A 12,613-nucleotide genomic window follows, 5' to 3' on the forward strand; every position below is an offset into this window, starting at 1 on the left:
GGCGTTAAAGCAAATCAAATTCATGGCTGGCATTCAGGTCAAGCGCATGACCGTTTCCGTAGCGCGGAAGACGTTCACCGACATTATGCTCAATGAACTGAACGTTTCGACGGATACGGTTTCCACGATGCTGGGGCACAAGACCACCCGGCACGTGAAGCACTACGCCAGAGCCGATGAGCGACGGATTGCCAAGGAGATGAGTAAAGTGGATTGGTAACAAAGACGCCCAGCCGGTTTGGCTGGGCGTCTTCGTTTGTCAGAAGCTAAACTCAAATAGCTTTCCGTGATCACCAGTATCATCCAATTCCACACAGATTTCTTCTTTGTTTAAGCCATCAAGAATTTGCGAAGGAATATCTTCTTCTATAGCAGAAAAGATGTATTGTATATTGAATTCTTTACAATATTGCTGAACGGTCTCTAAATAGTTCAGACGTTTTCTATTGTCCAGTCCCTCTAGTGCCCCATCATGATAAACAAACTTAAAGAAGGAATTACTTGAATATGCTATCAGTATAGCAATGTCAAAGCAAATGCATAGCAGTTTTTCATAAGTAAAACCTTGTCCTTCAGCTGTTACCTCTAATTCATTACGTTTAGAAACTTCAGCCTCAAACTCAACATTACCTACATTATTCATTTTAATAAATATTAATGCTGGCACGCTGAAAATACTCTTAAATGTACTGTTAAAATACTTCCTTATATCAGTATATCGGCTAGGGCTTTCATCTAATTGAGCTTGTACTTCTTTTTCCTTCTCATGAACTTTATCGCTTAAAACTACAGACTTGGAGCTTAATACATCAATATTTTTCAGATTTTTCAGTTGCTCTTCGAGTCTTGATATTTCACCTTCTAATCTAGACAATCCAATTTGGTATTGCTTAAACTTATAAAATGAGTCTTCTGAACTCAATACAGATAGAATTGAAGAACGCCTTGTATTAAGTTCAGTTAATTTTAACCTTACCTCCTTAAGCCTTGTTTTAAAATTATTTAATTGATCAATAAGGTATTTACTTCTTTCTTTAGTAATACTTTTGTTAAACTCAACCAATTCCTCATATTTTCTGACTAACATATCGGGTAATAAGATACTTACTTCCTTAAATATCTTATTAACACTATCAAGGTCAAATGTCAACTTCTTTTCTAATGAGTCTTCAATCTTTTTTATTTGATATGTTATTTCATATTCTTCTTGATTCAGTTTTGTTACCTCTTCCTCAATACGATTAACAAGCTCTTCATTGTACTTACGGTCAGAATTGTAAAAGTTAAATTCATCAACTTGAGCTTGCAATTCTTGGTATTCATCTTTCCTTAATTGAATAACCCCTCGTATTCTATCAGCCTCTCCAGAACGAAATGACAATTCCTTATTAATTGATATTACTAAGTTATCAATATTTTGTTTCTGCTCGTAATAAGCATATCGCTCTTTTAAGGCATTACCGTTAAAACCAAGTAGCTCAAAAATCAAAGGTTTCCACTCAGCATCTTTACCTTTCAAAAACTTATTTAACCGAAATACATCGTGATAGTCGCGCTGAGACCGGAGAAAGTAAGTTAATGACTTTCTGTAGTCCCAATTTACCAACACATCAAACTGTAAAGAGTCATCAAGTATTTTTTTAGCACGAGATAGTGGTATATCAGTGTAATCCCAAAATAATTCATCTTGAAAGTTTTGCGAAGACAAAGATCGCTTAAATGCAATACGGTTGTGATCAGCAACTGACCGTCTGATAGTCAAGTAAAAACCAGAGTTCAGCTCAATCTCTAAGAAAAAAACATGCTCTTTAAAATGATCATATTTAAGAAATATACTTTCCTTTTTTGTTATCTTTTTTAGAAGTAAGAAATCAATAACTGAAATCAATGTACTCTTCCCTAAATTATGTGAATCTTTATTTCGATCAAGTTTTTTTGAAACTTTTGCCAATACTACATTAAACCCCGGATTAAACTTAACCGGTTTAAAATTCTTGTTGGCATATATTCTATTTAGTTTCATTGATCAAGTTCAAAAGAGTCAATATCCTTATGGTACTTTATCTTACCTAAAAGATACAAAAAATTAATTGAATTTACAATATTTTCTCTAGCATTAGCCCCAATTTTAGTCATAACTTTATTAAACAACTCATCATAACTTATGACACCAAAATTATTCAGCAAGTTAATGATCTCTGCACTTAGATTTAAGACAGATGACTCTAGATCGAGATATTTATGTGGCTTTATCATCTGTTTTTACCTATATCACAGTTAAAGTACATAAAATGAATAAATACTCTTAAAACACGTCTATCACGGCTAAGTACCTCCTTATGCCTTTCATAAACATAGTCATATATATGCTCAAAGGCCTTAGCCAAAGTAGGAAAACTAGCCTCGTTCAGAATTATCTTTGCTTTGATATCTAAAACAGTATTCTCATACATCAAAGCATATTCAGTATTTATAGGATTTTTCAGAAAGTCTTCTATTGTCTGAAAAAATGGAAGGGAATCTTCTAATATAAACTGAAAATAATTTTGGCTTATATTGTTAATCTTATTCTTCTCTTCCTTTTGCAGGTTATATATTACAATTTGATCATTATTCATTAATTGTGGTTTATTATTCAAAAGCCCTTCTCTATTTGCTTCAGAAAAAAAAACAATCAACTTTTTGATATCTTCTGAATCAAATCTTATAGGGTCACTAAATTTATTAAGACCAAATCTAGTAATTATTGAATCATTAGTAGACAACATTGAATTCATAAATTCTCTACCAATTATTTCAACATTTTTTATTGTAGTTTGTTCCGATATCTTTTCAATTAATACCCCATGCACAGCTCCAGGCATAGTTCTATTTGTAAAAATTATATAATTATCAATTATTTCGCCATTGGTGATATTTTTACTTAATTTAACTATCTCTTTATTAAGAATTGTGTCCTTGAATGCTGAATCTGCACAACTAGCATCATGCTTATTGGTATGCTTACATTGAATTATGAATTTGCCACTCCATGGCACGGCAGTAGATGGAAATTTTTCAGCAGTCCCTCTAAAATAAGCATCACGGCCTCCGTCAGGGCCATCAGCAAACGTAACTGTCCCTATCCCTAAATAATCCTTACATATTGCAATGCATAATTCTTCAAAATCCTGCCACCTTAGGCTTGTTAGTGGGAAATTTGCCATTTTATCATTTATGCGATGGGATAATCTTTGTTAACACCTGCTGGCAAAAATAAGTTTCTGCCATCGATGTACAATGAGACACCGTCAAAAATCACATAAATTATCAAAAATTATGTACTGCAAGTAAAAAGTTGCACCATTTTCCATCGTTAACTTAATGATAAAGAGCGGAATAAACCCCAAAAACACCAATTTTAACCCGCACTTTTCTAGTTTGACCCCGCCCTTTAACATTTTTTGGAAATCGGAAAAAAAGGAAATTCCGAATATCTGTGGAAAACAGTATAAAATTTTCCTACAGCCAGCCGACGTCAAAGTCATCAAACGCAGCGCTGCCGCCCCGTAACCGCCAGATCACGTAGTAGTCAACCGTATCCGACAGGTGGGTTGCCTTCTCCTGATCAAAGCCCGGCCGCTCACTGCTCTTATCCTTGTCGTAGCTGGCATGGAGCGGCGGGTTGCTGGTCACCTGAATATCTTGAACGATTCGCCCGGAAATCCCCATCGTATACAGCACGTTATACCGCCTCCTTAGCCCCCATACCATCTCCACTGGCAGATTACAGACCCGTTCCAACCCTTTCCCCTTCCCGCGGGTCCGGAAAGAAACGGAGATCACCATGAAACGAGGGGTACTTTTTCTGCTTATGAGCTGCGTGGCGGTTCTGTCCTGCCAAACGGATGCACCGGTTGCACCTTCCATCACCACCGGCCCCAAACGGGACTGGGTCACCATCGACCTCAACATTGATTACACCATCCAGTTTCCGCCCGCCGCCTATCAGGGCAAGGGCTACAGCCTGCGTAGCGCGGGCAGTTTCGGCGACAGCCCGACCCGCATCAACCGGACCGACCAGCAGACGGTCTTGTCGGCCGCTTTCTGCAACCCCAATGCCTATCCGTGTCTGCTGATGCAGTATGACCAGACGCTGCCCTCCCCCGCGCCGGCATCCTTGCCGTACCTGAACGCAAAGGGAGAAACCAAAGCCCTGAACAACACCATCGCCTTTACCAACGCCGGAAAACAGATCGGCCTCCTCTATTACGCCAGCGATCCCAACACCTCGCTGCGGCCCTATACGGGCCACCTCTACCTGCGGGCCAGTGCGTCCGGTCAGTTTCAGTATGCAGGCCTTGCCTCCTTCAGCGAGGCCACCAAAGACGAGCTGTTTGACATTCTCTCAACGCTCTCGCCGAAATAACGGGCGGATACCTTTTCCGACAAATCCTTTTGCATCGGCCTAAATCCCCGCTTTAGCAGCCATACCGGTTATACATGAAAGCAACTGAGTTTCATATTTCCGTTACATGTTATACATTCGGGCTCGCTAGTAACACACACGTTTCCCATGAAAAAACAACGCCTTTTTAAACCCTCCGGCAAATCGCTGTTTGCCGCTGCTTTTCTTTTGTCGGGAATCAGCATTGCCACCGCCCAAACCCCGACTCCCAAACCCGTAACCGCCGATGACCTCCGCAAAGGCCCCGTACTGCCCAGCCACCTGCATTGGGGATACACACCGACGGCAGCCCCCGGCTGGCGGATTCAGAAAGGAGATACGCTCTCGCTGGGTGAAGGCAGCATGCCCAACCACAGCTTTACCTTTATTTACCTGAACCACTCATGGCCCCGCGTTTACATGCCAACCAACCACATCAACGGACGGGCCGTTGTGAAGTCGCTGGTACAGATCGGCACCAAAGAACAGGGCTACACCATGGGCGCCATTCTGAGCGTCGGCCGGTCGAAAAAGTACTTTATTGAACTGGAAAATGCAGTAAACGCCGGTGAACTGCTGCCTCCGCCGCAAATCCGCGGGACGGTCATTACGAGCCTTAAACCGTTTAGTATCGCCGACGAAATCAGAAAGCTGAAGGCGCTTGCCGATGAGGGGACAATGACCCGGGCAGAGTTTGAGGCGGCCAAGCAAAAGCTCCTGAACAACTAAGTACCAATTGCGCCAATCCGGCGTTTAGATACGGATACGCATTCCGGAGCAGACAAAAGCAGGCTGTCCGGAATCCTTTCTTATACCTGCCACGGTCATTTATGACAGCTACCCCTGGTAATTATTACCGTTTTATTGACCAGACATTACGCCACACCCCCCACAAGGCATTCATCATCTGGCCAGAGCAGGCCGGTGCCGCGAAGGCCGGTGCCGCGAAGGCCATTACCGGCCGCATGCTCCTCGACCGGGTTTCAGCCAACCGACAGAGGCTGCACCGGCACGGGATTGGCCCTGACGACGCCGTACTGTTCGCCGCACCGGTATCGCTACCGGTGATAACCCTCCTGCTGGCCGTTATGGCACACGGCACCACGCCCGTCTTACCCCCGGCTTCCGCTACAGGCCTGACACTGCTACGGATCCTGCGCCGGCATCCGGTCAAAGGCCTTGTGGTAGCGCGGCAGCTGCCGCTGGTATTCCGGTTACTGCTGCGGTTACGGGGCATCCGGATCATCCCGGGCCATGAACTGCCTGTTTTACCGGCTGACTGGCAGGCTCCTGCGGAGGTTTCGCCGGATAAGGCAGCCTTAATCACCCACAGTTCCGGGTCAACCGGTGTGCCGAAGGCCATCCGGCGTAGCCACCGGGTATTAACGGCCCAGCATAATGCCCTCGAAAACGTGTTTCCGGCCTGGCCGGGCCAGCGCGATTTTCCGCTGTTCCCGAATATCCTGCTGCATAATCTGGCGACCGGCACCACCAGTATCCTGCCCGACCTGCCCGGTTTCCGCCTGACGGCCCTGGAGCCGGAGCTGATTATCCGGCAGCTGGCCGACCGGGAAATCCATACCATGACGGGTAATGTCTTTTATTTCAGGAAATTACTGACCTGGCTGCACACACATCCACAGGTATTTCCGGCAGTCCGGGCCATCGGCATTGGCGGATCACCGGTTCCCGACAGCCTGTGCCGCGCCCTGAACCCTTTTTTCCCGAATGCAACGCTTTACATTATTTATGGCTCATCCGAAGCCGAACCGATTGCCATACGCGTTGTTGATGACCATCTGCCGGACCCTGCCATGGGGTATCCCGTCGGCACCATCCATCCGGCCATCACGGTGAAGATTGAGCCGCTGGGAGAAATCAAGAGCCCCACCGGCGATACCCACACGGTTGGTGAAATCCTGGTCCGGGGAGCACATGTTGCTGCACCGGCCGACACATGGCTTGCCACCGGCGATTTTGGTTATATACAAAAGGACCGGTCGCTCATGCTTACGGGTCGTAAAGGCAATGAAATGATCCGGTCGGGCGTTCAACATTACCAGATCGAACATGTTTTGTCGCATGTGCCGGGGGTAGACCGTGTTGCTGCCCGGAGTACCGAAACAGGATTTACCGTTTTTGTGGAAGGAACCGTACACCCTGATACGTTATGGCAGGCCTTACAAGCCAACTTTCCGGATAAACCAGCCAACCGGATCCTTTTCCGCGACACCTTGCCGGTCGATGAACGGCACCAGTCAAAAATCCGCTACGAGCGGTTAGTATAGCATGCAGTCAGAATTTTATAGCGTAGACCTGGACCGGATTCGCTACTCGCTGGTCTGGGAAGATAGCCAGACCCTTTATCACAGCCTTGACATCCGGCCCGAAGACCGTGTGCTGGTGATTACATCAGCGGGTTGTAATGTCCTGAACACCTTACTGAAAAATCCGCGGCAGGTCATCGCCATTGACCTCAACCCGGTTCAGAACGCCTTACTGGCCCTGAAAATCCACGTCATTCAGCAGCACGATCAGGCAACGCTGCGGGGCATGCTCGGCCTCGACGGGCCGCAGGCCGTTGCCCGTGCCGCGCAGCAACTGGCAGTATCCCTGCCGGTGGCCCAACGTGCGTACTGGGCTTCTTTTTTTGCCAGTCATCCGGATGGCATACTGACAGCCGGTAAACTGGAAGCATACATTACCCGTTTTAGGACGACCTGTCCGGAGCCCCTCCGGGAGCGTATCCGGCATCTGTTCACGTTCGATGACCTTCCGGCACAGCGCCGTTTTTTTGAGCAGGAACTGGACAACGGTCCGTTTCAGGAAGCCTTTATCCATTACTTCGACGATGCCAATCTAAGCCAGGGACGTGACCCGCGCCTGTTCAGATATGCGCAGGAGTCCGGTGGCCGCGCATTTTACCGGCGACTGAGCTCCCATTTATCTACAGTCCTGGTTAAAGACAATTTCTTTACCCGGTTTTTCTTTCTGGGTCCCCTGGATCTGCCCGAAGCCATCCTGCCGCCTTGCTACCAGGCTCAGCATATGGACACCCTGCGCGAACGGCTGTCCCGTATTTCGGCGGTCGACGGAGAAGCGATCAGTTACCTGCTCTCACCAGCCGGTCAGGCCATTACCAAAGCCAGTCTGTCTAATATTTTTGAGTATACGAGTGAGCCGGAATTTCACCGGGTCTGCGAAGCCCTGCTGACAGACCCGCAACGGCCGCTGCGTTTTGTTTACTGGAATCTGCTCCAGGGACAAGGCGACAGCGCTGTGCCGGCTACCGGCTTCCGGTACCCTTTCCCCGGCGGGCAGACCCGGCAAACCGCCTGCTTTTACTTTAAAAACCAGTATATTCTGGCAACACACCCGTTTTGTCTCATCCCCTGACTCATGCAGACACACCCTTTTTTCAGCCCTGCCTTTATTGAAACGCTCATGCAGCAACGGATGCCTGAGCAACGGATCCGGGTACAGCATTGCGAGCCGCTACCCATCGACAACTCGGCCAGTATTCTGGTTACCCTCACTGCCGGTATTTCGGATAAACTGATCGGCCACTTTGCCTTCCGGGTTCATTTTACGGTTGATGGTCAGCCCCGTAGCCGGAAGATGGTGATGAAAATAAAACCGAACGGCGATAAGATTGCCGGTATGCTAACCGGCCTTGCGCAGCTCAGCGGTGAGCCCCTGGCAAGTACTTACCCGCCGTTTCAGGCATGGACAGGTTTTCAGCATACGCACATGCGCGAAACGCTGGTGTACCGGCACCTGACCTCACCCATACTGCCGGCTATTTTCGGCGTCCATATTGATCCGGTCAATGACCTGTATATCATTCTGATGGAATATCTGGATGAGGTAACACTGATGAATTCAACCATGACGCCGGACCGGTGGACCGATACGCATATCCGGACGGCCTTAACCCAACTGGCGGCCTGGCATGCCAGCTACCTCCGCCAGCCCCTGCCCTTTGCTGATGCGTTCTGGAGCGATGCGCCGTCTGCGGCGTATATGCTGCGCCTGCGGCCGCTCTGGCAGGCCCTGTTCAATCAGGCCGTGAGCCGGTTTCCCGATCTGTATCCGGCCGGTGAAGCAGGCCTGCTCCAACAGGCCATCGACCACCTGCCAGCCTATTGGGGTGAGCTGGAACAAGTGCCGAAAACGTTCATTCACAACGATCTGAATCCACGCAATACCTGTTTTAAGGAAACGGCAAACGGCCTGCAATTCTGCGTGTATGACTGGGAGTTAGCCACTTACCACATACCCCAATACGATGTAGCAGAGTTTCTTTGTTTTGTCCTTGATACCGACCGGTATGCCCTCCGCCAGACCTATCTGGAGTTTTACCGTGGTCAGTTGCACGCGCTCACCGGTACCCACGGCGATCCGGCTACGTTCCGGCGTCACTTTGCCCTGGCCGCCCTCGATTTCGGCCTGCACCGGCTGGGCCTCTACATGATGGCCCACAGTGTCAGCCCCTACCCGTTTTTACCGCGCGTTGTGGCCAGCTATCTCAATACACTTTCGCAGTTCCGGACCGACGTTTACGATACGCTTTTTTCGAAAAGTGCGTAACAGGCCGTTTCGTGGGGCAGGCTCTTTGAAAACTGAAGGGAGAAGTTATCGGAACGCATCAGACAGAAGATAACTTCTTCGTAATATTCCTGAAAATGCACCATGCCATACGCGCCCAGAAACGACATCAGCCCTTGTTTCCGGTAAGCCGGATGCACACCTACCGACTTTACCAGCAATGTTTTCCGGGACAACCGGGCATAATCGCGGGCAAAAACAGGCGTTTCGCCCGGACCTGGCGGCAGCGTCTGGTAATCGGGCAGGCAAAAACTCATGGCAACCAGCTTGCCGGTGCTGAAGTCCTGAAAGAGGACGGATGAATGCGGGCAAAGCTTTTCAGCAAAAGCCTGATCATAAAGCCAGTGAAACTGCTCCCGCGAAACGGGCCGGTAAACCGGGTTGGCGCTGAAAATCTCCCCGACCAGGGTATAAATGGCATCCTCATAGTCCTGCCATGCTTCCGGGGTCAGCGGAATACACCGGAACGGCAGCAGCGAAAGAGCGTCCAGCAGGTCTTTCTTCTGCCGGTAAGCCAGCGGAATATCCTCTTTCCGGATGCGGCGGCTCTCAAACCGGCTACTCTCCTGAAACCCGAGCTGACGCAGCAACGCCGGATAATAGGCCGGATTGGCAGGCTCACGGTCAAAAGCCCCCCACGATGGTTCGGTCAGCCGCAGCCGGTAGGCATGAAAGGTGTTGAAATTGACAGGCCCGATCAGCCGTTGCCGCCCCCGCTGCCGGGCATCAGCTTCCAGCAGGGCAAAGGCCTCCCGGTTGGGGTTGGCGTCGTTGGTGGTTTCCCAGAAACCAAAGAAGGCATCAGCCGATGCTTCCGGAAAAATACCGGTCAGCCGGACCGTCTCACCATCGGTGTACAGCACTATTTCATTCCGCCCGGCCTCGGTCAGAAACAACTCTCTGCTATACGAAGGCAGCGGCACGGCGGAGGGCAGGCCCGTTAAGGGCTGCGTCAGTCGGGTAAAGAAACCGGCCGTTTCAGCAGGCCGGAACGGGATACGGTTAATGAGGGTCATGGTATATGCGTCTGATTTCGCCCGTTTGGCCGTTGATCGTCAGCGTCTGACCACTCATGACCGCCCTGGTTAGTCCGTTAATGTTAATGATCGTTGGCAGGCCCAGTTCGCGTAATAAAATAACTGAATGCGACAGCGAGGAGCCTTTTTCAATCAACACCGCCCGGCATGTCGGAAAAAGAACGGCCCATCCCGGATCGGTCCGCAGGGCGCAGACAATTTTACCGGTCACGTTCAGGTCATCCCTCGGATCGGTGATCACAATGGCCTCTCCCGTAACGACACCGGGCACACAACCGGTGCCATACCACGTATCCGGTAATCCAGCACCGGCGGTTTCTTCGGCAACCGGCGGCGACGGCACCACCACCCGTCCGGGCACCTCCTCCTGTTCATAGCGCCGGAATTCATCTTTCCGCTGTCCGGCCAGCGGGGCCAATGAAGCCGTTTGCCCCGCTACCGCCTGCTCAATCTCCTCCTCCGTCAGATAAAAGATATCCCTCTCAGCGGCCAGAACCCCTTGCTGTGTCAGCAACCTGCCCATAGCGACATACAGGGCCCGATACATGCCAAACAAGCGCGTACGCTCCAGCCGGAGCCGTTCACGGTTTTCGATGGCCTGCTGCAACCGGCCCAGGTTTTTCAAGACGCGGTACCGGTGCGGGGCAGCGCGATGCTTAAGTTTATCCGCTAATTCAGCGGCAGCAGCTTGGTGCAAGGTCGTTTGACCAGTGGCAGGCTCGCCGGATATGTCTGCCAGCAGGTAATTCCGCAGGTACTGGTAAAACACCTGCGGAGCCAGCCGCATCGTTTCAGTTTCCAGCTTCAGTTCACCCACGGTGCGGTCGCCGTATTGGTGAATAAACTGCGACACCTGCTCATAAAAAGCAGGGTGCCTTTGCCGGACGTATGCGTGCAGCTGCTCCGGAAAACGGATAATGACGTCACAAAGCGCCGGTTCACGACGGGCAGTAACGGCCAGCCGATGGATGGCCAGCAGCGGCTGCGTGCCCGCTATCTGCCTGTTCCCCGACAGATAGCGGCTCAGAAACACATCCGGTTCCGAAAAACCAGCTTTTTTCAGTTGCCGCACCACGCGGCCGTTTGTCATCATCACATAAAAATCGTTGATGATCGGCACCGACCAGTTGCCAAGCAACCCGCGGTCCAGCCGGGTCTTCTCCTGCCAAAGCGCCTCAGCCGGTAACGCGGTCAGGTCTTGCTGATAAAAGCGGGTATAGTACGTATCAAAACGGGCTTTAAACACCCTGATCGACTGGTCGAGCCGTGCGAAGGCCCATAACAACCGGCCCAGGTTCAGCAGCAGACCAGGGAGCATAGCCAGTTTCCGGCCGGTCGTTTTTCGTATATCCTTCACAAAATCAACCGGTTCGGTAAGGCCCATCATCCGCTCCATATCGGCTTTATTCTGGTTAAATGACGGCAATAGCTGCAACCCCCGATACCAGTTATTGATGTTGTAATAAATCCGGCCCTTTACCAGGCCCAGCAGGTTCCGGACCATGTTTTCCTGCTGCGCGATGGTTTTTCCGGGCAATCCGAGTGCATGCATCGTCTGCCGGTAAACGGTCGCATAGGCGCGGCTCGCAAAACTAAAGGTCAGCGGTGTGGTGACGCCACAGTAGCTTTCCTGAATATTGGCGTTGTCGTAGACCACGATTTCCGGAATAGCCTGCGTTACCGGTCGCGACTGCACGATAAAAACAGCCTCCCGGGTCACGGCAAACTCAATATCCTGCGGAGACCCGAATACCTTTTCGATCTGTGTACCAACCGCAAAAAGAGTCGCTAACTGCGATGGAGTCAGGCAGGGCTGTTGCTGTATCGTTCCGGCGACGGCTTCGGTCCGGAGGCCCTGGTACAGACCCGCTACCAGCTGTGTGGTTTTCGTAGCCAGCCGCTGCCGGTGAAGTACCCCGTTGGCCTTCAGCCAGTAAAATTCATCGGCATCAAGTTCGCCCTGCACGAGTCCTTCGCCGAAACCATACACCGCATGGGCTGCCATTTCCTGCGGATAATCGGGAAACGTCGTGAATAAGACCCCGCTGGCGACGGGTGTTATCTGTTGCTGAATGATGACGGCGGGTTGGACATCGGCCGGTAAGCCCTTCTGCCTACGGTAGGCTAAGACCCGCTCTGAATAGCCGCTGGCGGCACAGGCCGCCACGGCCCGGCAGACCGCTTCCGGTGTTTTCAGGTTCATAAACGAATCCATTAGCCCGGCAAACGTATGCACCTGTCCGTCTTCACCGGCCATTGACGACCGTACAACCACCGGTTTTTCCGGAAAACCCCATTTACGAAGTATGTGCGTAATAGCCGCCTGGTCTTCATCAGCCAGGGTAAAGGTGGTTAGTGTTTCGCGGCGCCTGTCGCTGGCATCCGGCGGCAGGCCGGCCAGCGACGGAGCAAAGGTCTCGGCCGGAATCACCAGAAATGGCGGAACCGGTACGCCAATGGCCTGCAACCGGTACAGGCCCTGCGCTTTGCCGCCAATCGTATAATGAGATGGTGTAGCCCTTTCGTATATAATCATCTTAGC

The 12,613-nt window shown here is 50.2% G+C and carries 12 protein-coding genes; 6 read left to right on the plus strand and 6 right to left on the minus strand.

Features of this window, described 5'->3' with window-relative positions; all coding sequences use genetic code 11:
• A partial coding sequence (locus BLX24_RS23605; protein ID WP_510185432.1) for a site-specific integrase occupies window positions 1-220 on the plus strand: 220 nt, incomplete at its 5' end.
• A 39-nt stretch (window positions 221-259) separates the two neighbouring features.
• On the opposite strand, the gene BLX24_RS23610 is transcribed toward BLX24_RS23605, so the two are convergent.
• From BLX24_RS23610 to BLX24_RS32245, 4 genes are all read right to left on the minus strand, one after another.
• Complete coding sequence (locus tag BLX24_RS23610) at window positions 260-2,023, minus strand: DUF2326 domain-containing protein (protein WP_071505687.1); 1,764 nt, start codon at window positions 2,021-2,023, stop codon at window positions 260-262.
• Complete coding sequence (locus tag BLX24_RS34085) at window positions 2,020-2,256, minus strand: ABC-three component system middle component 8 (RefSeq protein ID WP_071505688.1); 237 nt, start codon at window positions 2,254-2,256, stop codon at window positions 2,020-2,022. The genes BLX24_RS23610 and BLX24_RS34085 overlap by 4 nt, the downstream gene beginning before the upstream one ends.
• Complete coding sequence (locus BLX24_RS23620) at window positions 2,253-3,206, minus strand: ABC-three component system protein (protein WP_071505689.1); 954 nt, start codon at window positions 3,204-3,206, stop codon at window positions 2,253-2,255. Before BLX24_RS23620 ends, BLX24_RS34085 begins: the two co-directional genes overlap by 4 nt.
• A gap of 295 nt (window positions 3,207-3,501) precedes the next feature.
• Window positions 3,502-3,828, minus strand: a complete 327-nt coding sequence (locus BLX24_RS32245) for a hypothetical protein (protein WP_143092777.1) — start codon at window positions 3,826-3,828, stop codon at window positions 3,502-3,504.
• On the opposite strand from BLX24_RS32245, the gene BLX24_RS23630 reads away from it, so the two are divergent.
• The 5 genes from BLX24_RS23630 (at window position 3,827) to BLX24_RS23650 (ending at window position 9,016) form a co-directional block, all read left to right on the plus strand.
• Window positions 3,827-4,408, plus strand: a complete 582-nt coding sequence (locus tag BLX24_RS23630) for a hypothetical protein (RefSeq protein ID WP_071505691.1) — start codon at window positions 3,827-3,829, stop codon at window positions 4,406-4,408. The two genes, BLX24_RS32245 and BLX24_RS23630, sit on opposite strands and share 2 nt — an antisense overlap.
• Before the next feature lie 147 nt (window positions 4,409-4,555).
• On the plus strand, window positions 4,556-5,155 hold the full coding sequence (locus BLX24_RS23635; RefSeq protein WP_071505692.1) for an SHOCT domain-containing protein: 600 nt from the start codon (window positions 4,556-4,558) through the stop codon (window positions 5,153-5,155).
• 101 nt (window positions 5,156-5,256) lie between these two features.
• Entirely contained in the window at window positions 5,257-6,714 is a 1,458-nt protein-coding gene (locus BLX24_RS23640; protein WP_071505693.1) for a class I adenylate-forming enzyme family protein, read from the plus strand.
• Between the two features lies 1 nt (window position 6,715).
• A complete protein-coding gene (locus BLX24_RS23645) occupies window positions 6,716-7,822 on the plus strand; it encodes a DUF3419 family protein (RefSeq protein WP_071505694.1) in 1,107 nt (368 codons plus the stop codon).
• 3 nt (window positions 7,823-7,825) lie between these two features.
• The gene (locus BLX24_RS23650) at window positions 7,826-9,016 is read left to right on the plus strand and encodes an aminoglycoside phosphotransferase family protein (protein ID WP_071505695.1); all 1,191 of its coding nucleotides are present in this window, start codon (window positions 7,826-7,828) and stop codon (window positions 9,014-9,016) included.
• On the opposite strand, the gene BLX24_RS23655 is transcribed toward BLX24_RS23650, so the two are convergent.
• Both BLX24_RS23655 and BLX24_RS23660 read right to left on the minus strand, forming a co-directional pair.
• Entirely contained in the window at window positions 8,986-10,050 is a 1,065-nt protein-coding gene (locus BLX24_RS23655) for a hypothetical protein (protein WP_071505696.1), read from the minus strand. The genes BLX24_RS23650 and BLX24_RS23655 overlap by 31 nt on opposite strands.
• On the minus strand, window positions 10,037-12,607 hold the full coding sequence (locus BLX24_RS23660) for a PEP/pyruvate-binding domain-containing protein (RefSeq protein ID WP_071505697.1): 2,571 nt from the start codon (window positions 12,605-12,607) through the stop codon (window positions 10,037-10,039). Before BLX24_RS23660 ends, BLX24_RS23655 begins: the two co-directional genes overlap by 14 nt.
• Window positions 12,608-12,613: the final 6 nt, after the last annotated feature.

It is taken from the genome of Arsenicibacter rosenii (genome assembly GCF_001870735.1).
Classification (GTDB): domain Bacteria; phylum Bacteroidota; class Bacteroidia; order Cytophagales; family Spirosomataceae; genus Arsenicibacter; species Arsenicibacter rosenii.

Excerpts from the sequence above, each read along its gene's own strand:
- BLX24_RS23610 (WP_071505687.1), bottom strand. The coding sequence starts at position 2,023 with ATGAAACTAAATAGAATATATGCCAACAAGAATTTTAAACCGGTTAAG.
- BLX24_RS34085 (WP_071505688.1), bottom strand. The coding sequence starts at position 2,256 with ATGATAAAGCCACATAAATATCTCGATCTAGAGTCATCTGTCTTAAAT.
- BLX24_RS23620 (WP_071505689.1), bottom strand. The coding sequence starts at position 3,206 with ATGGCAAATTTCCCACTAACAAGCCTAAGGTGGCAGGATTTTGAAGAA.
- BLX24_RS23630 (WP_071505691.1), top strand. The coding sequence starts at position 3,827 with ATGAAACGAGGGGTACTTTTTCTGCTTATGAGCTGCGTGGCGGTTCTG.
- BLX24_RS32245 (WP_143092777.1), bottom strand. The coding sequence starts at position 3,828 with ATGGTGATCTCCGTTTCTTTCCGGACCCGCGGGAAGGGGAAAGGGTTG.
- BLX24_RS23635 (WP_071505692.1), top strand. The coding sequence starts at position 4,556 with ATGAAAAAACAACGCCTTTTTAAACCCTCCGGCAAATCGCTGTTTGCC.
- BLX24_RS23640 (WP_071505693.1), top strand. The coding sequence starts at position 5,257 with ATGACAGCTACCCCTGGTAATTATTACCGTTTTATTGACCAGACATTA.
- BLX24_RS23645 (WP_071505694.1), top strand. The coding sequence starts at position 6,716 with ATGCAGTCAGAATTTTATAGCGTAGACCTGGACCGGATTCGCTACTCG.
- BLX24_RS23650 (WP_071505695.1), top strand. The coding sequence starts at position 7,826 with ATGCAGACACACCCTTTTTTCAGCCCTGCCTTTATTGAAACGCTCATG.
- BLX24_RS23655 (WP_071505696.1), bottom strand. The coding sequence starts at position 10,050 with ATGACCCTCATTAACCGTATCCCGTTCCGGCCTGCTGAAACGGCCGGT.
- BLX24_RS23660 (WP_071505697.1), bottom strand. The coding sequence starts at position 12,607 with ATGATTATATACGAAAGGGCTACACCATCTCATTATACGATTGGCGGC.